Raw genomic sequence first — 17,348 nt, forward strand, 5'->3', positions numbered from 1 at the left:
ATTCACGTTAAATTAAAGCGATGGTAAGTCAATCATAGAACATGTAAGGATGACTTGAGTTAATTTTTTTTATTCGGAGATTCCCCAATTTTTTTATAATCTTGTTCACCAAAAATGGCGGAGGTAAATTCATAATATTTAAACTCGAGCAAATTGTTGCTGGGATCTTTTAAAAAAAAAGATTGGTGTTCTATTCGAGTCTCTTTGAATCGTGTTTTAGGAGGAATTTCAAAAGAAATGCTCTGTATTTTAATTTTTGTCAAAAAAGAATCAAACTGATCTCGTTCCAAAAAAATTAAACCAAAGTGTCTTGGATAGATGCCTTCTTGAGAAGGGGGGATCATATCTACTTTATGCGCCACAATTTGATGGTTACCAAATTTTAAAATCAATGCATTTTCAGATTCGCGTCCTAAAGAAAAACCCAATTTATGGTGATAAAACTCTTTAGCCAATGCTAAATCATGTACTGGAAATGCAAGATGAAATAATGTATTCATGAATTTGGTTTCTTAGTTACTTTTTTAACTTTAGCACCTTTTTCCATTTCTTTAGGTAGACGATTCCTTTTAATATACAAATTTCCTGGATTTCCCGAGTCACTTTGTCTATGTTTAGGATTAACGGAACTATGAGATGAATGGTGATTCCTTGTCATTTCATATTCTCCCTGTAGTAGCTATTCTATAAGGATAGCAAAGGAAGAGCAAACCCGTGTAAAAATTATGTTTTAAATTAACAAATAAGTATGTAAGAATACTTATTTCCATTCAATTTATATAAAATGCATTTAAATATTCTAGACTATATAATTCACATTGATGTTTACCTAAACACTCTTGTTTCAAGTTATGGGTTTTGGACTTATTTGGCTTTATTCGCTGTTATTTTCTGCGAGACAGGTTTAGTAGTAACCCCTTTTTTACCTGGTGACTCCTTACTTTTTGCTGCTGGAAGCATTGCTGCCCAACCTGGAAATCCATTAAATATTTTTATTTTGTTTTTATTACTTTTCTGTGCTTCAATTTTCGGAAATCAAATTAATTTCTTAGTAGGACGTTTGCTGGGACCTCGCATTTTTTCGGCTGAAAAATCTTGGCTACTCAATAAAAAGCATCTACAGGAAACACATACATTTTATGAAAAGCATGGTGGAAAAACGATTATTTTTGCGCGTTTCCTACCTATTATACGCACTTTTGCACCATTTGTTGCAGGAATTGGAACCATGCGTATCGTACACTTTACTCTATATAATTTAATTAGCGCATTTATATGGATTGCTAGTCTCCTAAGCCTTGGTTATTTCTTAGGATCTATTCCTTTAGTTAAAGAAAATTTCTCATTGGTTATTTATGGGATTATCTTCATTTCTATAGTGCCACCTATTTTTACATTACTGAATCGAAACAAATGAAAGTCTGTTACAATAAATTGCTATAATGAGTCAAAAATAACACATTGATTTTCTTGTAAAATATGCCAAACATGACCGTTTTCTGAATGGGGTTGATCTATTACCCCCTAAGGAAAAGATGAGGTTTCGATGAACTCTCAATTTCGAAAGCACGTCACCCTCCGCAAAAGCGGAGGGTCTAAATACTTTGCTAAGCATTAAGCGCCTTGTTAAAACAATTGTACTTTTATATTAAGACTTTGATTGAGGCCCCCGCTTTCGCCTGAATCTTCTACACATCTTGTCTATCGCAAATAAAACAGGATCCAATTATTTCTTTTGCAGAAGGAGACGGTATTGAGAGCATCGTCACCCTCTGCGTAAGCAGGGGGTCTCGTAAGCGTATGACTGCAAGGTGAAGTTTAGAACAAAGATTTGTTACTTTTAGACCTTCCGCTTTCGCGGAGGTTGACGATGTGCCTAGAGGCAAAGATTGGTCAAGTTGACGCCATTACCTGAACGGGATACGGAAAATAAAAATTAATCCATAAGCAATAGTTGAGATAACATACCGTTTTGAATCCAGCCTTTCAAATAGGAAGCTGCACGCATTCCTACTTCTTCAGGATCTATCCACTGACATAACCCTTCACACAAAGAACCAAAGGACATACCTTGTAGCAAGTTATCCAAAGCCCAAGCCTCTTCACAAGATAAACTATAAAATTGAAGGATGTATTCAGGTTTTCGCCACAGAACCCAAGCAGTAGGCTCTGAACTTTGTTGTAGTTCAGGCAATTTTTGATCATGAGTCAACGCTTGCCAAAGAGGAATTGTATTACACATATAATTGATTCGATGCAAAGAAGGGTGAAGAATAAATTGTAATCCTGCCCATGCATCTGGAGGAACTGCAGCCATATCTTCTACCCGCACAACTTGAGCATCCGCAGCATCAAAAGCCAAGCTCATTTTCCATTCAAAATCAGCAAGCTCCGCCAAATGGGGGTATTGAGGATATTGACTTTTAATGAAATCAGGAAGTAAATCACCAAACCAACGAATAGAGCGATAAGATGAAGGATATGCATTGACGTAATGAAGAGCAACCTCATCAAATTGCTCTGAACCTAGATAAGTATGTAACGAAGGAAAATTAGACGACAAGCATTCGATCAAGCGAAGTTTATAAGCATCACGATAAATACCTAAGCGCGTATCCACTGACACCAATTCGGTTTGAATAATTGAATCATAAATATCTGATTGGCCTGATAATAAAAACTGTTGAAATTGCTTTTGCAAATGCAGAAGATCGGTCATATAAACACCTCCTCAATGAATACAGATTCGGCAATTTCCTCAGCGTGCTTTATTTCCGCAAGTAAATCAGCCAAAGGCGGCATATTGTCATCTCGTTCTATCATAGTTGAAACAGGACCCAATCGTTGTAAAGTTGCTGCATAAAGATCCCAAACAGGCTGGATTACTGGTGCATCATGTGTATCAATAATGTAATGACCATGATTGGAATGACCCGCCAAATGAATTTGGGCCACACGATCAGCAGGCATAGCAAAAATATAGTCCATAGGATTGAACTGATGGTTTACAGAACTTACATAGATATTATTTACATCGAGTAAAATATAACAATCTGCTTTTTTTACAATTTCAAGAATAAATTCCCATTCCGTCATTTCAGATTGCTTATAAGTAAGATAGCTGGATACATTTTCAATTAAAATAGGCCTACCTAAAAATTCCTGGACCTGATGAATACGAGAAACAATATGATTTACTGCCTGACGCGTATAAGGAATAGGCAATAAATCATGGGCATTAATCCCATTGATTCCAGTCCAACATAAATGGTCAGAAATCCAAACTGGCTCAACTCGAGTAGCTAAATTCTTTACTTGCTGTAGATAATCATGATCCAAAGGATCAGAACTGCCCAATGAAAGAGAAACACCATGCATCACTATAGGATAGTGGGCTCGAATTTGATCAAGATAATAAAGTGGCTTTCCTCCGGGAACAAGATAATTTTCAGTTAATGCCTCAAACCAACCTAAATTAGGTTTTTGAGTTAAAATTTCTTCATAATAATTAGGTCGTAATCCCAGACCAAAACCAAGAAAAGGCATTTGTTGCACAATTTTATTTTGTGGGGTACTCATAATTCAGCCTAATAGACAAAAAAATCCAGGCATGTAACATGCCTGGGTCATGCGATAACTTATCTATAATTATTGAACAACAGTACCGCCTGCTTTTTGACAATCTTCTTTGTTCATTTCTGCTACGCCTTTTCCTTTACACGAATTTTGTCCTTTACACGCATTATCAGCTGTTTTGCAAACACTTTGTCCTTTGCATGCATTACCGCCTTGGCACTTAACCATGCCAGCAGAAGCGTCGTCCGCAGCAAAAGCAGGAGCTACAGCAAACATAGAAGCAGCACCAATAGCTAGAGCAACGCCTGTTAATTTTATCTTGTTCATTATAATTAATTCCTTTTAGAGTTAGTTAATAAGCATAAAGGTAAAATATGATTTACCCGATAGCATTTTAGGAAGTAAAATTTATTTTTGTCAAGTTTGCTTCATTGAAAAATAAAGAATAAACGTCACCACTCTTCCAATAAAATATGCTGCTTCATTTTAAGTGAACTCGATCTACAAGGCATAGAAAACAAGGAGGGAATAAGCTCGATTTCTTATGTGTTCCATGGTCTTGTTTTTTGATAACCCACCTTAATCTTGGCTTAATACTGGTTAAATAGAATTTTATATATACCTTAACTTAAGGAGATAAAATTATGATTGATAAGAAAGCCAGTTCATTCTATTCCACTGGGGGCGCTAGTGTGGGTGCGGCCATTGGTGGATTCATAGGTTCCGCCGTACCAGGATTAGGCACAGTTGCTGGGACAAATGTTGGAGCTGCTCTCGGGGCAAGCGTTGGATTAGGTTTCTATAAGTTGGCTGAAATGAGGGGGTTTACTGGAGTAACTGGCGTTCCTCGTATGATTGTAAGTGACGCGATGGCAGTTAAAGACTTCCTTACTCAAAATCAAAACCAGCCTGGTAATCAAAATACTACTGTCAATAAAGCGAGTAATGCTGAGCAAAGCTCTTTAACAAAGGCTGCTGAAACAATTTTCTCTGAAGTAGTGGAACCTGTTCTTTCTCAAAAATTAAATCAGGAACAGCCGATTATAGAGTCAACAAATAATATGCTCCGATTAATGCCCGCCAATCAAGATAGTAATGCGAAGCAAAGCTCTTTAACAAAGGCTGCTGAAACAATTTTCGAAGCAGTGAAACCTGTTCTTTCTCAAAAATTAAATCAGGAACAGGTTAAACAGGCTGAACAGGTTGAATCGCAACAATATGAATCCACATATAGATTTTAGCTAGGAATCTCCTTCAATGACTGCAAGTTAAACATAAACATCCATTAGGACTATGCCTGAGTAACGTTTTACCCAGGCTAGGAAGGCAATTAAATGAATTTGGCGCATCTTGAACAAAATAATCCTTATCGGGCCTCACATACTAATGTATGCAATGGCACTAGTTAAGGCATTATCTAATAGTCATTACGATACGCTTACTTCAAAAACAAAGTCTATACTAAATAATAAATTAAGATGAGTAGTAACTATAAAAATGAACACTCCCTTATTCACACACAAAGAAATTTATGACTTTATCAAAATGTTTGAACCTTTTAGTGCCTTGAGTGACGCTTGTCTGAAAAAACTCTCCTATACGCTAGAAATTGAGTCTCATGTTGGTAATTCCTTACTCGTAAAAAAAGGAGAGAACTCAAATGAGCTCTACATTCTAATTCAAGGTAGACTTTTCTATCAAGTAACAGACACAGAAGATAATGTGACTTACCAGGGCGAAATGAATGAGGGTTCAATCATAGGTGAAATGTCCCTTTTATCTGATTTGCCTCGCTCTGCTAATGTGTATACGCTACGCGATAGTATCATCTTAAAATTATCAAAAAATAATTTCTTGAGATTATGCAAAACATACCCTGAACTACTGAATAAAATCACCGAATTTACCATTAAGCGGTTAACGAATTCGCTACAAGGAGTTCCTCCTACTCCATCCCGCAATAAATCAATAGCCATAATTCCTATAAAACCCATACCTGATTTTGAATTTCAATTACAAGAAATAATTTTTCGCCACTCCTATGGAGAGAAAATTCTTTTGTTAACCAGTCATTGCTTGGATATACAAGAAAATTTCTTAGATGAAAATGGGAATATGAGTAATAAAGGAATTTTATGGATTAACCAACAAGAAAAAGAATTCTCTTTTATATTTTATCTGGCGGATGAAACGCTCACAAGTTGGACTAAATTTTGTATTCGCCAAGCGGATTCACTTGCCTTTTTAACCGTTGCAGAAGCACGTGATTTTAGTTTATCCGCAGTAGAGCGTTATACCATGGAGACCCAGCATAATTTTGTAAAACGAAATGTTTTAATACTTTTGCATAATACTGCAAATCGCCCAAGCGACACCCAATATTGGCTCCAAGAACGTTCAGTGAATGCACATTATCATGTTCGCAGAAATACAGCAGCAGGAATTTCACGCATGATGCGAATTTTTACGGACAATACAATTTCATTGGTTCTAAGTGGCGGAGGAGCACGAGGCCTTGCTCACATTGGTGTCTACCGCCTCCTAGAAGAACGCGGGATTCCTGTAGATTATATTGCTGGAACAAGCATGGGGGCTATGCTCGCTGCTACATTTGCCATGGGATATACTTCTAATGAAATTGTTGATTTAGTTGAAGAGTATTTAATTAAGGGAGCAAAAATTGATTTCACTTTTCCTTATATTGCAATTGCAGCCGGTAAGAGAGCTGAAGACAATCTCATACGGCTTTACGGTGAAAAGAATCAAATAGAAGATTTATGGCTTAACTATTTTTGCGTATCAACCGATTTAATTAGCCAAAACTCTTATGTCCATGACAGAGGATTATTATGGGAGTCAATTCGGTCAAGCATCTCATTACCCTTTATTTATCCACCTGTATCTTTTAATGATAAACTACTTATCGACGGTGGAGTACTCAATAATATACCTATCGACGTCATGAGACGCTATTCAAACAGCAGTAAAATTATTGCTTCCAATATTAATAGTAAACACTCCTTCAAATCGACTCCATTACCCTATTCACTCTCCGGCTGGAAATTGCTTTATAATAAGTTCCTGGGTAAAAAAATGTCATTACCTATAAGCTTAGGCGAATTAGTCCTGCAATTATTAACAATTAGCTCGCAACAAAATACTGAACGAGTCATGTCTATGGCAGATTTTGGTATTTCTTTAAAAGTAGAACAGTTCGGTATATTAGATTTCAAAAAATATAAAGAAATTACAGAAGCGGGCTACCAGCAGGCAAAAGCTCAGTTTACTATCCAAAACGTAGCTGAATTATTAAAAAAGTAATTCCCCCATAACACCAATAAAAGTAGGATTTGAACTATTTTTTCATTTTTCTCGCCATAATCTGATCGAAAAGAGCTTTTTTTTCTGGTGACAATGAAGCGCGTCGCAAAGTCATCATTTCCTCTATTGATCCCTGCACACAATCAGGCGTTAAACGATCAAGAATTAAAAAACCGTTTAAATGATCCACTTCATGTTGTACAACCCGGGCATAAAATCCTTCTTCTATTTGCTGATAAAAATGACCCGATTCATCATAATAACTCACTTCAATTTGTTCGTAACGCGGCACTTTTCCAGACTTACTGGAGACTGAATAACACCCTTCAAAGTCAGGTTGAATAGCAGAGCCCACCACCGGTGTATAACTTGGGTTAATCATAATATGCATGGGGTAAAACTTTGTAACATTATCACGCAATAGAGTAGCTTCTTCTGGAATATAAATAGCAATAATCCGCTTAGAAACATTAACTTGAGGAGCTGCAAGACCAACTCCACCCAGCTCTTGTAATTTGCTTTTCATTGCATCAATTAAGTCTTTATCAGCTTGGCTTAAGGGAAACTGTACTTCTTGAGCCTGATGCTTTAGAACCTGATGATATTCAGGTTGCTCTATAGTTACTATTTCTAAATCCATAGCCATCCCCATTCCTCCTATGATGAAAAAAATTAATCCAACAATAACCTTCATATTTACTCATTTGTTTTTTGATTTATCACAAATTTTGCAGCAATAGTTACCAAATTTTAGCCAACAATTGCCTATAACCTTTAACTACTCGCTCCGCAGTTAAAAAATACTGTCTCTCATAAGTAGTCATGAGGCCAATAACTTGCATTCCGGCAGCTTTAGCTGCGTTAACTCCATGAGGAGTATCCTCTATTACCAAGCAATGAGGGGGCAAAACATCTAATCGTTTAGCTGTTAATAAATACCCCTCAGGAGAAGGTTTCCCAATTTGAACATCTTCAGCGGTGACAATAATATCAAAATAAGCGCGTAATTTTCCCTGCCTTACTTTGGAAAGAACCGCCGTTATTTCACTACGACTTGAACCACTACAAATGGCAATTTTTTTCACTTTAGATGCAATTTTAAAAATAAATTGATCGAAATCAGCAATTAAAGGGAGGGTATCACTTGAGTTGATAATATCGATATAGGTTGCACTTTTTTGTTGAATGAAATGATGAATTTCTTCGTTAGAAAAACTGAGTCCTTCATTTTTTAGTAACTTAGGAAACATATCTTTATCCGCTAAACCTAAATATTTATCCATGTACTCTTTATAACTTATTGTTATCCCTAAAGGTTTAAGTACCTCACAGCATGCTTTATAATGAATAGGTTCACTGTCTAGAATAACGCCATCAAAATCAAAAATAATTGCATCAAACATGGTATTCAATATCCATTTTTAAGAGAAGTTCTAAAATAGTTAAGTGATGAATTTAAGTCACTGTTCTTTTTGGTGTTTTTTATCAAGTAAATAAAAAAATGTAATAAGACTGGTAAAAATATAAAGCAACATGCTCATGTGAGTGTGTCCAGCTTTATATTGAATGAATAGTTCATCAGCAATCAAAAAGCATACGAACAAGGACATATTTAAGATAAATGCCTGCATGGTTCGATATACATAATAGTTCCTATGGGTATAATAGGAAATGAACGCACGCCAATAAAACACTGCAATGGTCACTACCCATAGATTGATTATTGAAAAAAGGATCAGACACAGCACATCATTATCAAGACGGTACAATTTAAGGAAGGTGTAGATCCAATCAAGATTATGAGATGACGCAGGAAAATTGGTTGGCAATAGGCCAAACCCAACCATGAGATTGCAAAAATCGGTCAGAAAGACAACAGATATCCATAATGCCCACATGAGTATAATGCTCTGAGCAAAAATTTGAAATAATTGTTCTGTGGCTGCTTTGATAAATAGTTCCTCGTCCAAACATGAACTCCTTACGTAGTATGAAACTCATGTAGTTTAATGGATCTACAAATATGTTCAATAATACAATTGTTTCATACGACCAAGAGCAATATGAAACTTGACAAAACAAGAAGTTGAACCAGAATTTATTAACAGTAAAAAACTTTTTACATGGATCATAAGGTTTAAATGGAGAAAAGTTATGGCTACTTCTAATAGACTTAAGGAGCAATATCCTATGAGCGAAATAGAAGCAATTTACAAGCGCCGGGCTGTACGTAATTACCTACCACAAATACTTGACCGTGAAACAATCAATTCATTACTTGATGCGGCAGTTCAAGCCCCTACTGCCATGCACGAGGAACCTTGGTCTTTTGTTGTAATTCAAGACAAAGAGACATTAAATAGTTTATCAAATAGTGTTAAAGCGCGTATCTATGCCGAAACCCTTAATTATCCGAAAACACAAACCAAACATCTATTAGAATTGGTGAATAATCCTGATTTTCATGCATTTTATAATGCAAGTACTTTAATCATCATTTACAGTAAATATCATGGTCCATTTGTCGCAGCTGATTGTTGGTTGGCTGCTGAAAACCTCATGCTGACCGCGTGTGCACAAGGACTTGGTACCTGTGTGATTGGCCTTGCGATTTCAGCTCTAAATACTCCAGAGTGGAAAACAAAACTAAATCTACCCTCTAATATAGAAGCTATTGCGCCGATTATTGTAGGTATTCCTGCCAGTGAAACTCAAGCGGTACCTCGTAAATCACCAGAAATTTTGTTATGGAAATAAAGACATCACTAAGGATATAACTCATGAAAAAAAATCATAAAATCACGCTATTACCCCATTAAAACTTCCTCCTTTCCCTACTAAAATTCTTAATAAACAGTAGCATAAGAAGAGCATGGAGGTTCATCTTATTAGTTATAGAAAATAGGATGAACCTCCAAAGCTGAGCATCATAGAGAACTTCACTCCATTAAGAACAAGAGTCTTATGGCTCGATAGGATCACGAATTTGTGTTCTCTACCAACAAATCATGAGTTGCTTTTTGGTAAGTATTTAAAAAATTATCCTGGACAACTATAGCCATATTGTTAATTGCTTGCACTGTATCGGATTTCTTAAGAACTCCGGTTTTAAATTGCCATTTGCTAGGTAATTTAAGCGTTGAACCTAACTGTGAAAGCGATTGTTCTGTTTGTGGTTTTTTTTGAACACTATAGGACTGCATGACATATACATTACCTTCTGGGTCAATAAGCTCATAAACAGGTTTACCTGCATCATAAACCCATGTTGTTTGACGGGCCACTTGATGTTGCTTATAGGGAGCGCCTGATTTAAATAAACTCCAAAAACTAACATGAAGAACACCCGCTTCACGCATCTTTAACCCATTAAATGTTTTGATATCAGGATTCACTAAATCGGAGTTTTTAAGTCCATCAATAACCCAATAACGAGGTCCATTTAAATGGACATGAGCAGAACCTGTTTCACTTTTCACCAAGGCGGGTGTTATTTTATCCCAAATTTCTTCCGGGCAATTATTGAGCCCAATTGTATTATATACCGCATAGTCTCTGGGGCTTTTTTCTAAAAGAATTTCACAATATCGTTGTCCACGCAGATGCGATTTTTGCGCTGCAAATGAGAAAGTGGGTAGAATTAATAAAGCTAAAGCTAGACTTTTTATGTAATCAATACGCATTAGTACTCCTGTAATTTAAATCTATTAGACCTCAAAAATGATACCTAAGAAACGCGATAAAATATAGCTCAGTAATCACACTAATATTAGTTGCTCCTGTTTCTTCAAATTTAAATTTTTATTTTTTAACAAAATCACTTTGAATACGACTTATAAAGTGACAAAACATAACACAAACTAAACCGATTAATCCTCCTATGATAACGTGTGTAAAACGCTCTGAAGCAACACTTGCTGAATGAGTAGCCAGCATCACGGCTATTGCAACAAACAAACAACGGAAAGTATAGGCAATAATATAACGACGAAATGCAACTAAGGTTAAAAACACACAGCAAGCAGTAAGTGTTAAATTTAAAGAGGTATTAGGTATAAGAAATTGGCCTAAGAGAATACCTGAAGGGACCCCTATAGAAACACCTATAGCTCGTTGACGCAATTTTTGCGGACTTGTCGCAATATCTCCTGTAATGACACTTGCTGTTCCCCAAATCATCCATTGTCCATTTTCCATATGAAAATACTCTACCAAAAATGCTGAAATACAAACAGCGATCGCCATGGAAATCATATTTTCCATATAAGGATTTTGCTCCCCTAAATCTTCTAAACCTCTGAGTCTTAGTGGATGGTAATGAGTAACTTGCTTTTTATAAAATGCTTTCATTTTATCATACTGCGCGATCAATAAACTAGGAAGCAAAGCAACCAAGAGATAAGGTAAAAACTGAGGGGCTTGTTGCAACAATTTTGTTGGCTGAGTTTCAGCAGCAAACTCTGTAGCAAGAATAATCGCAGGAATAAACGTCCAACTCCCTAAATGACGTAATTTATTTCCCATCATTGTAATCCAAAATATGGTCATTGCAGCCAAGGAACAGGAAATAACATAAAGCACAGGCTTAAGCTGTGTTAAAAACAGTAAATACAACATGATAATCACAATAAATCCATGGAGCAATACACCTAATGCCGTCAACTCCAGTCGTTCCTCGACGATTAAAGTGGCCATGGTTAAAACAGAGGACTGTAGCCACAAAGGATTATTGGTTCTTAAATAAAGAAATGCAAAAGGGAGTAATGCAATGATACCCCGTAGCAATGACCAAATCTTAATTTCATTTTTTAATGCATTTATGGCTTTAGAGAGAATGTTCATAATAAATTTTTTAACTCATTCACAGAAACAATCGTGCTGATTTTTTCCATTAATTGGATGGAAAATAGATGTTCTTCTTGAGTTCCTGCAGCGCAAATTTCTTCGACAATATAGACCTGATAATCACGATCATGAGCATCACGTGCTGTACTTTGCACCGCCCAAGAAGTACTTACTCCCCCTAAGATAACACGTTCGATTTGATTTGCTCTTAAAGCAGCATCAAGTGCAGTTCCATAAAATGCACTAATACGTGGTTTCACAAGCACTAAGCTGTTACCCACATGCAAGTCTGGATGAAACTCTGTTCCCTCAGATCCTAATTTTAGTGCCCCCAATTCATGAACCTTACCAAATATAGGAGAATGTTTAGGTTGTTCAATATAGTGCGCACTAAATCCAACTTTAACCATAATCGTTAACCAATTTTTCAATTTTGCGATTTCAAGTACTTCATTCACCTTTTTAATAATATTTCGTTCAAGTGCATGGGATGCGGAACGCGCGAGCTTGCCCTGAGGATGCATAATATCAATAATATAATCTAAACCTATAAACGCAGTACGCATCATTATCTCCTATAATTTTTTTACCAAATAGGGTCTCGCTAGACTGAGTCAAAATGACATGTTTTTAGAGCACCGAAACACAGCATACACGAAGTGTGTGAGTATCGGAGCGCATCAAATCATGTCATTTTGACCAGGATAGTAAAATTGTCAACAGCCCCTAATAATCGATTGAATTATTTTTCAACTAGTACTTTACTCATTGATTATTGAGCTTTTTTATATTGTTCTTCCACAAGAAATGGGACATAATCTAATCGACAATCAAAATATATAATCCTAATTATGCCAAATTAATATACAAAAAAGAACGATTAGAATAGCTCTAGTAACCGTAGCCATGATGATGGATATCATCCCTGGTTGTGAATCACTAGGCTATGTTGGGAAAAGGACTATTTATGCAAAGGAAAAGGCTGCTACATTGCTGTTTTAGTTTGATGATGATGTTCGCTTCCACAACAATGGCTTATGATGAACCTGTTGTTAATCTAGGTTACACGAGTTTCTATGATGGAAGCCCTCCTTCGGGTCCAGGCTTTTATTTTCAAGATTATTTTCAATACTATACGAGTAATCGATTTAATGATAAGAATGGCAATAAACTTCCACTCCCACGTACGGATTTGGATGTTGTTGCTAATGTGACTCAATTCATTTACGTCACCACAAAAAAAATTTTTGGAGCCACTCTCGGGTTTTCAACACTTTTACCCTGGGTTGTAGACGACAAAGTAGACGACGGATTAAACAATAAAGTACTTAAAGCAGAAAATGGTCCTGGTGATTTATGGTTCGGTCCTGCCCTCCAATTTGATCCTATTATGCGCAAAGATGGCAAGGGGCCTTTATATGTTCAACGAATTGAATTGGATGTTATTGCGCCAACAGGTCGATATGGCAATATCAATGCAATAAATCCCAGCAGTAACTTTTGGTCATTAAATCCCTACTGGGCATTCACACTTTGGTTAACTCCCAAATTATCTACTGCTGCCCGCTTTCATTACCTCTGGAATGGAGTCAACCATAGTCCAAATGCTTCTTTGGGACCTAATGTACGTTCGACTCAAGCTGGCCAAGCTATTTTTGCTGATATTGCAGTAGGTTATGCACTTATTGAGAAATTCACAGTAGGGGTGAATGGTTATTTTTTCAATCAAATTACCAATACACGATTCAATGGCATAGAAGTGCCTGGTAGAAAAGAAAGCGTTTGGGCAATTGGACCTGGTATGGTATACAGTCTGAGTAAAAATCATTTTGTCTTTTTAAACGTATATTCGGAGCAAGACGCTAAAAATCGCCCTCAAGGCACTAATGGCATCCTACGCTTGGTTGTTCATTTTTGACTATTACGTTCGTCATTGCTTCATTAGGCTTTTCAGTAGGATGTGTTGACAATTCGGTTTGATAGAGGAGCATTTACCTACTCATTCCATATCCTCCGCCTCCAGGCGTTTCAATAACGAAAACATCACCTGGATGCATTTCAACACGAGCACAACCACCCAGCTCTTCAACCGTACCATTTGCCCGTTGCACCCAATTATGCCCTAGCTTTCCCGAAGCTCCCCCCTGAACTCCATACGGAGGTATGACACGATGACTGGAAATAATATTCGCTACCATTGTTTCTAAAAACCGAATTCGCCGCACAACACCATCACCTCCACGATGTACACCGACACCCCCACTTCCTTTTCGTAGGGCAAACTCTTCTAACAAAACGGGGAATCGCCATTCCAAAATTTCGGGATCGGTGAGATAAGTGTTAGTCATATGTGTATGAACAGCTGAAGCACCATCAAAATCTGGGCCTGCTCCGGATCCTCCACATATAGTTTCATAATATTGATAGTGCTCATTTCCAAAAGTGAAATTATTACAAGTTCCCTGCGAAGCAGCGACCACTCCTAAGGCACCTAATAAAGTATCAACAATACACTGTGACGTTTCCACATTACCTGCGACAACAGCAGCAGGATAATTTGGATTTAAAATACTTTTTTCTGGGACAATGAGTTCAATTGGCACAAAACATCCATTATTTAATGGGATATTTTCTGCAATTAAACACCGTAAAACATATAAAACAGCAGCCTTACAAATAGCTGTAGGTGCATTAAAATTACCTGGATGCTGTGCACAACTGCCAGTAAAATCAATTTGTGCCTGCTTTTTTTTGCTTATCAATCGTAAGCACCACTTTAATCGGGCTGCCATCATCTAAAGAATAAGTAAATTCGCCATTATTTAAATGTTCTAATAAGCGTTCAACAGATAAAGCAGCATTGTCGCGCACATGTTTCATATAAGCATGAACAACATCCAACCCAAATTGCGCAACTAGATCCAATAGAGCCTGTACACCACGTGCATTCGCTGCGATTTGCGCTTTGAAATCTTCTATATTTTGGTGGGGATTTCGAGCTGGATATCGTGCTTCAGTGAGCAAAGTTAGTATAGCCTTTTCTAAAAAATGACCTTGATCCATCATTTTAAAATTATTAATTAATATCCCTTCTTCTTCTATCACTCTACTTTCCGCAGGAATAGATCCTGGGGTAATCCCACCAATATCAGCGTGATGGCCACGAGAACCAACTAGAAACAATAAATGAGTTCCTTCTTTATTAAAAACAGGAGTAATTAAAGTGATGTCCGGCAAATGAGTTCCGCCATGATATGGGGCATTTAAAGCATATACATCGTTAGGATGCACTTTTTGATTGCTTTTCAATATAGATTTGACACTTTCACTCATTGACCCTAGATGCACTGGAATATGAGGGGCATTTGCAACTAATTCACCATGATCATCAAAAATGGCACAAGAAAAGTCCAGTCGTTCCTTTATGTTGACGGAACTTGCTGTTTTACGCAAAACCTCTCCCATTTGTTCTGCAATATTCATAAAACGATTATTAAATACTTCTAACATTGCCGGATCAACGTTGATATCTACTTTTTTAGTCGCTAAAGTTTGATAACGTGTTAATAAGAGATGTTTTTTAGGCGTCACTTCAGCTTGCCAACCTGGTTCCACAATAGTAGTCGCATGATTGTCTGTAATCACTGCACAGCCTTGAATGCAATCACCAGCCCTTAACTCTTCACGTAGATATATAGAGGCGTTATGGAAAGAACCATGAGTAAAAACTTTAACCATTCCACGTTGAGGTATTTTATGTTCAGAACGGCATTGGATTATTTTTTCAGTAAATTCCACATCTGTTTCACTTGGAATAGAACACTCAATAGTGATTGCTTCAACGATTAAAGGTTTTCTATATGCAGCAAAACCAAATGTCTTGCGGTGTTGTGCTATAAATGCTTCTCTCATCGATTTCATTGTTCCAAACTCGACAATTAACTGGGTATCTGATCCTTCATAACGTAAATGCACGTGACGTTTGCTCTTCATTTCTCGGTTTTTTAAACCTTGAGATTTTAATTTCCGATGAGCCATTCGTTTCATTTTTTCAAATTTCGAGTGTAAAAAAGAAACTATGCCGCGCCGAAAATATTTTTCAATTGCTTGTTCATGCACCACGCTGATTTCTGCTAATCCCATGCCATAGGCAGAAAGTACACCCGCTAAAGGATGAATTAAGATTTTTTCAATACCCAAATTATCAGCAACCATACAGGCATGCTGCCCAGCAGCCCCACCAAAACAATTTAAAACATAGGGTCTTACATCGTACCCACGTTGTATGGAAATTTTCTTAATTGCATTGGCCATATTTTCTACAGCAATATTAAGAAAACCTTCAGCAACTTCTTCGGCTGTTTTTATATGCCCTGTTGCATCATTAATTTTATTTACTAAATCCTGAAAATGTTGATGCACTATCTGTACATCAATTTCCTGATTTGCTCCAGAACCAAAGACTTTAGGAAAGAATTGAGGTTGTATTTTGCCAAGCATCACATTGCAATCTGTAATTGTAAGAGGACCTCTTTGACGATAACAAGCAGGTCCAGGATTTGCACCAGCGGATTGAGGTCCAACTGTGTAACGTTGGCCATCAAAATTCAGGATTGACCCACCTCCTGCAGCAATAGTATGAATCATCATCATCGGTGTACGAATATGCACCCCGCTAAATTCATAACTAAAACTCCGTTCATATTCACCCGCGAAATGGGAAACGTCAGTGGATGTCCCTCCCATGTCAAAACCAATAACTTGATTAAAACCAGCGTGCTGACTGGTCTTAATCATTCCAATAACCCCACCTGCAGGGCCGGAAAAAAGGCTGTTCTTACCCTGAAATAATTTTGCATGAACCAGACCACCATTAGATTGCATAAAAAACAAAGGGATTGTACTTAATTTATCACGTAACCCTTGTATGTAACCGTGTAAAACTGGAGAAAGATAAGCATCAACAACAGTTGTATCACCACGACTTACTAATTTCATAACGGGTGCTATTTCATGACTTATAGAAATTTGAGTAAAACCAATAGACTGGGCAATTTTTTTTAATTTTCGCTCATGTTTCGTATATTGATACGCATGCATCAATACGATAGCAATTGTACGGTATCCCTTAGCATAAGCTTTTTCCATCTTTTGCCGTGCATCCTTTTCATCTAAAGGCTGTAACACGGTACCTTTGGCATCAATACGTTCATTGATTTCAATAACTTCGTCATAGAGCAAAGAGGGTAATTTAATATTTAAAGCAAAAAGTTCAGGGCGGTTTTGATAACCAATTCGCAAAGCATCACCAAAACCTTGAGTTATCGCTAAAAGTACTTTAGCACCTCTGCGTTCCAATAACGCATTCGTTGCCACCGTTGTTCCCATTTTGATAAATGCAATTTCATCAGTAGGGATAGAAGTACATTGCAAAATATTTTGAATGCCTTGAATGGCTGCATTGGAATAGCACTCTGGATTTTCAGACAATAGCTTATCACTATACACTCGTCCTTCAGGGCTACGTGCTACAATATCAGTAAAAGTACCGCCCCTATCAATCCAAAATTCCCATTTCTGTTTTTTCATCTTGCCCAATCCTTGGC

General features: G+C 37.0%; 18 protein-coding genes. 5 read left to right on the forward strand and 13 right to left on the reverse strand.

Annotated features, from left to right (window positions below):
- Positions 1–59 precede the first annotated feature (59 nt).
- Positions 60–500 (reverse strand): VOC family protein, encoded by a 441-nt coding sequence (locus tag Lgra_RS09515; RefSeq protein WP_058499017.1) that lies wholly within the window; start codon positions 498–500, stop codon positions 60–62.
- On the reverse strand, positions 497–658 hold the full coding sequence (locus Lgra_RS17820) for a hypothetical protein (RefSeq protein WP_157068266.1): 162 nt from the start codon (positions 656–658) through the stop codon (positions 497–499). The genes Lgra_RS09515 and Lgra_RS17820 overlap by 4 nt, the downstream gene beginning before the upstream one ends.
- A gap of 126 nt (positions 659–784) precedes the next feature.
- Between Lgra_RS17820 and Lgra_RS09520 the strand changes: the two genes are divergently transcribed.
- Positions 785–1,417, forward strand: coding sequence for a DedA family protein (locus tag Lgra_RS09520; RefSeq protein ID WP_058499018.1), 633 nt, complete (start codon positions 785–787; stop codon positions 1,415–1,417).
- A gap of 519 nt (positions 1,418–1,936) precedes the next feature.
- Here the strand turns inward: Lgra_RS09520 and Lgra_RS09525 are convergent.
- The 3 genes from Lgra_RS09525 to bufA2 all read right to left on the reverse strand — a co-directional run bounded on the left by Lgra_RS09525 (position 1,937) and on the right by bufA2 (position 3,903).
- Positions 1,937–2,719 (reverse strand): HvfC/BufC N-terminal domain-containing protein, encoded by a 783-nt coding sequence (locus Lgra_RS09525; RefSeq protein ID WP_058499019.1) that lies wholly within the window; start codon positions 2,717–2,719, stop codon positions 1,937–1,939.
- Positions 2,716–3,579 (reverse strand): MNIO family bufferin maturase, encoded by an 864-nt coding sequence (gene bufB, locus Lgra_RS09530; protein WP_058499020.1) that lies wholly within the window; start codon positions 3,577–3,579, stop codon positions 2,716–2,718. Before bufB ends, Lgra_RS09525 begins: the two co-directional genes overlap by 4 nt.
- A 69-nt stretch (positions 3,580–3,648) precedes the next feature.
- Complete coding sequence (gene bufA2, locus Lgra_RS09535; RefSeq protein ID WP_058499021.1) at positions 3,649–3,903, reverse strand: BufA2 family periplasmic bufferin-type metallophore; 255 nt, start codon at positions 3,901–3,903, stop codon at positions 3,649–3,651.
- Positions 3,904–4,220: 317 nt separating this feature from the next.
- On the opposite strand from bufA2, the gene Lgra_RS09540 reads away from it, so the two are divergent.
- Together Lgra_RS09540 and Lgra_RS09545 are read left to right on the forward strand one after the other, a co-directional pair.
- Positions 4,221–4,817: a DUF6861 domain-containing protein gene (locus Lgra_RS09540; protein ID WP_058499022.1), complete on the forward strand. Its 597-nt coding sequence runs from the start codon at positions 4,221–4,223 to the stop codon at positions 4,815–4,817.
- Between the two features lie 256 nt (positions 4,818–5,073).
- Positions 5,074–6,897 (forward strand): patatin-like phospholipase family protein, encoded by a 1,824-nt coding sequence (locus Lgra_RS09545; RefSeq protein WP_058499023.1) that lies wholly within the window; start codon positions 5,074–5,076, stop codon positions 6,895–6,897.
- A 34-nt stretch (positions 6,898–6,931) separates the two neighbouring features.
- Here the strand turns inward: Lgra_RS09545 and def are convergent, their stop codons facing one another.
- The 3 genes from def to Lgra_RS09560 all read right to left on the reverse strand — a co-directional run bounded on the left by def (position 6,932) and on the right by Lgra_RS09560 (position 8,867).
- A complete protein-coding gene (gene def, locus Lgra_RS09550) occupies positions 6,932–7,537 on the reverse strand; it encodes a peptide deformylase (RefSeq protein ID WP_172468425.1) in 606 nt (201 codons plus the stop codon).
- Between the two features lie 100 nt (positions 7,538–7,637).
- The gene (locus Lgra_RS09555; protein ID WP_058499024.1) at positions 7,638–8,300 is read right to left on the reverse strand and encodes an HAD family hydrolase; all 663 of its coding nucleotides are present in this window, start codon (positions 8,298–8,300) and stop codon (positions 7,638–7,640) included.
- Positions 8,301–8,357: 57 nt separating this feature from the next.
- Positions 8,358–8,867 (reverse strand): hypothetical protein, encoded by a 510-nt coding sequence (locus Lgra_RS09560; RefSeq protein WP_058499025.1) that lies wholly within the window; start codon positions 8,865–8,867, stop codon positions 8,358–8,360.
- 184 nt (positions 8,868–9,051) lie between these two features.
- Between Lgra_RS09560 and Lgra_RS09565 the strand changes: the two genes are divergently transcribed.
- Positions 9,052–9,654, forward strand: a complete 603-nt coding sequence (locus Lgra_RS09565; protein ID WP_058499026.1) for a nitroreductase family protein — start codon at positions 9,052–9,054, stop codon at positions 9,652–9,654.
- A 221-nt stretch (positions 9,655–9,875) separates the two neighbouring features.
- On the opposite strand, the gene Lgra_RS09570 is transcribed toward Lgra_RS09565, so the two are convergent.
- From Lgra_RS09570 to Lgra_RS09580, 3 genes are all read right to left on the reverse strand, one after another.
- Positions 9,876–10,580, reverse strand: a complete 705-nt coding sequence (locus Lgra_RS09570) for a hypothetical protein (protein ID WP_058499027.1) — start codon at positions 10,578–10,580, stop codon at positions 9,876–9,878.
- Between the two features lie 118 nt (positions 10,581–10,698).
- Positions 10,699–11,739 carry an FUSC family protein gene (locus Lgra_RS09575; RefSeq protein ID WP_058499028.1) on the reverse strand — a complete coding sequence of 347 codons (1,041 nt, stop codon included), beginning with the start codon at positions 11,737–11,739 and terminating at the stop codon, positions 10,699–10,701.
- On the reverse strand, positions 11,736–12,308 hold the full coding sequence (locus tag Lgra_RS09580) for a cysteine hydrolase family protein (RefSeq protein WP_058499029.1): 573 nt from the start codon (positions 12,306–12,308) through the stop codon (positions 11,736–11,738). The genes Lgra_RS09575 and Lgra_RS09580 overlap by 4 nt, the downstream gene beginning before the upstream one ends.
- Before the next feature lie 401 nt (positions 12,309–12,709).
- Here Lgra_RS09580 and Lgra_RS09585 point away from each other — a divergent pair, with 401 nt between their 5' ends.
- Entirely contained in the window at positions 12,710–13,660 is a 951-nt protein-coding gene (locus Lgra_RS09585; RefSeq protein ID WP_058499030.1) for a SphA family protein, read from the forward strand.
- Positions 13,661–13,733: 73 nt separating this feature from the next.
- Here Lgra_RS09585 and Lgra_RS18290 read toward each other — a convergent pair whose 3' ends face one another.
- Together Lgra_RS18290 and Lgra_RS17230 are read right to left on the reverse strand one after the other, a co-directional pair.
- The gene (locus Lgra_RS18290) at positions 13,734–14,504 is read right to left on the reverse strand and encodes a hydantoinase B/oxoprolinase family protein (protein ID WP_238584411.1); all 771 of its coding nucleotides are present in this window, start codon (positions 14,502–14,504) and stop codon (positions 13,734–13,736) included.
- The gene (locus Lgra_RS17230) at positions 14,473–17,331 is read right to left on the reverse strand and encodes a hydantoinase/oxoprolinase family protein (RefSeq protein WP_238584412.1); all 2,859 of its coding nucleotides are present in this window, start codon (positions 17,329–17,331) and stop codon (positions 14,473–14,475) included. Before Lgra_RS17230 ends, Lgra_RS18290 begins: the two co-directional genes overlap by 32 nt.
- Positions 17,332–17,348 lie beyond the last annotated feature (17 nt).

It is taken from the genome of Legionella gratiana, assembly GCF_001467695.1.
Taxonomy (GTDB): Bacteria; Pseudomonadota; Gammaproteobacteria; order Legionellales; family Legionellaceae; genus Legionella; species Legionella gratiana.

Coding starts and splice junctions, on each gene's coding strand:
- Lgra_RS09515 (WP_058499017.1), bottom strand. CDS start 500: ATGAATACATTATTTCATCTTGCATTTCCAGTACATGATTTAGCATTG.
- Lgra_RS17820 (WP_157068266.1), bottom strand. CDS start 658: ATGACAAGGAATCACCATTCATCTCATAGTTCCGTTAATCCTAAACAT.
- Lgra_RS09520 (WP_058499018.1), top strand. CDS start 785: ATGCATTTAAATATTCTAGACTATATAATTCACATTGATGTTTACCTA.
- Lgra_RS09525 (WP_058499019.1), bottom strand. CDS start 2,719: ATGACCGATCTTCTGCATTTGCAAAAGCAATTTCAACAGTTTTTATTA.
- bufB (WP_058499020.1), bottom strand. CDS start 3,579: ATGAGTACCCCACAAAATAAAATTGTGCAACAAATGCCTTTTCTTGGT.
- bufA2 (WP_058499021.1), bottom strand. CDS start 3,903: ATGAACAAGATAAAATTAACAGGCGTTGCTCTAGCTATTGGTGCTGCT.
- Lgra_RS09540 (WP_058499022.1), top strand. CDS start 4,221: ATGATTGATAAGAAAGCCAGTTCATTCTATTCCACTGGGGGCGCTAGT.
- Lgra_RS09545 (WP_058499023.1), top strand. CDS start 5,074: ATGAACACTCCCTTATTCACACACAAAGAAATTTATGACTTTATCAAA.
- def (WP_172468425.1), bottom strand. CDS start 7,537: ATGGATTTAGAAATAGTAACTATAGAGCAACCTGAATATCATCAGGTT.
- Lgra_RS09555 (WP_058499024.1), bottom strand. CDS start 8,300: ATGTTTGATGCAATTATTTTTGATTTTGATGGCGTTATTCTAGACAGT.
- Lgra_RS09565 (WP_058499026.1), top strand. CDS start 9,052: ATGGCTACTTCTAATAGACTTAAGGAGCAATATCCTATGAGCGAAATA.
- Lgra_RS09570 (WP_058499027.1), bottom strand. CDS start 10,580: ATGCGTATTGATTACATAAAAAGTCTAGCTTTAGCTTTATTAATTCTA.
- Lgra_RS09575 (WP_058499028.1), bottom strand. CDS start 11,739: ATGAACATTCTCTCTAAAGCCATAAATGCATTAAAAAATGAAATTAAG.
- Lgra_RS09580 (WP_058499029.1), bottom strand. CDS start 12,308: ATGCGTACTGCGTTTATAGGTTTAGATTATATTATTGATATTATGCAT.
- Lgra_RS09585 (WP_058499030.1), top strand. CDS start 12,710: ATGCAAAGGAAAAGGCTGCTACATTGCTGTTTTAGTTTGATGATGATG.
- Lgra_RS17230 (WP_238584412.1), bottom strand. CDS start 17,331: ATGAAAAAACAGAAATGGGAATTTTGGATTGATAGGGGCGGTACTTTT.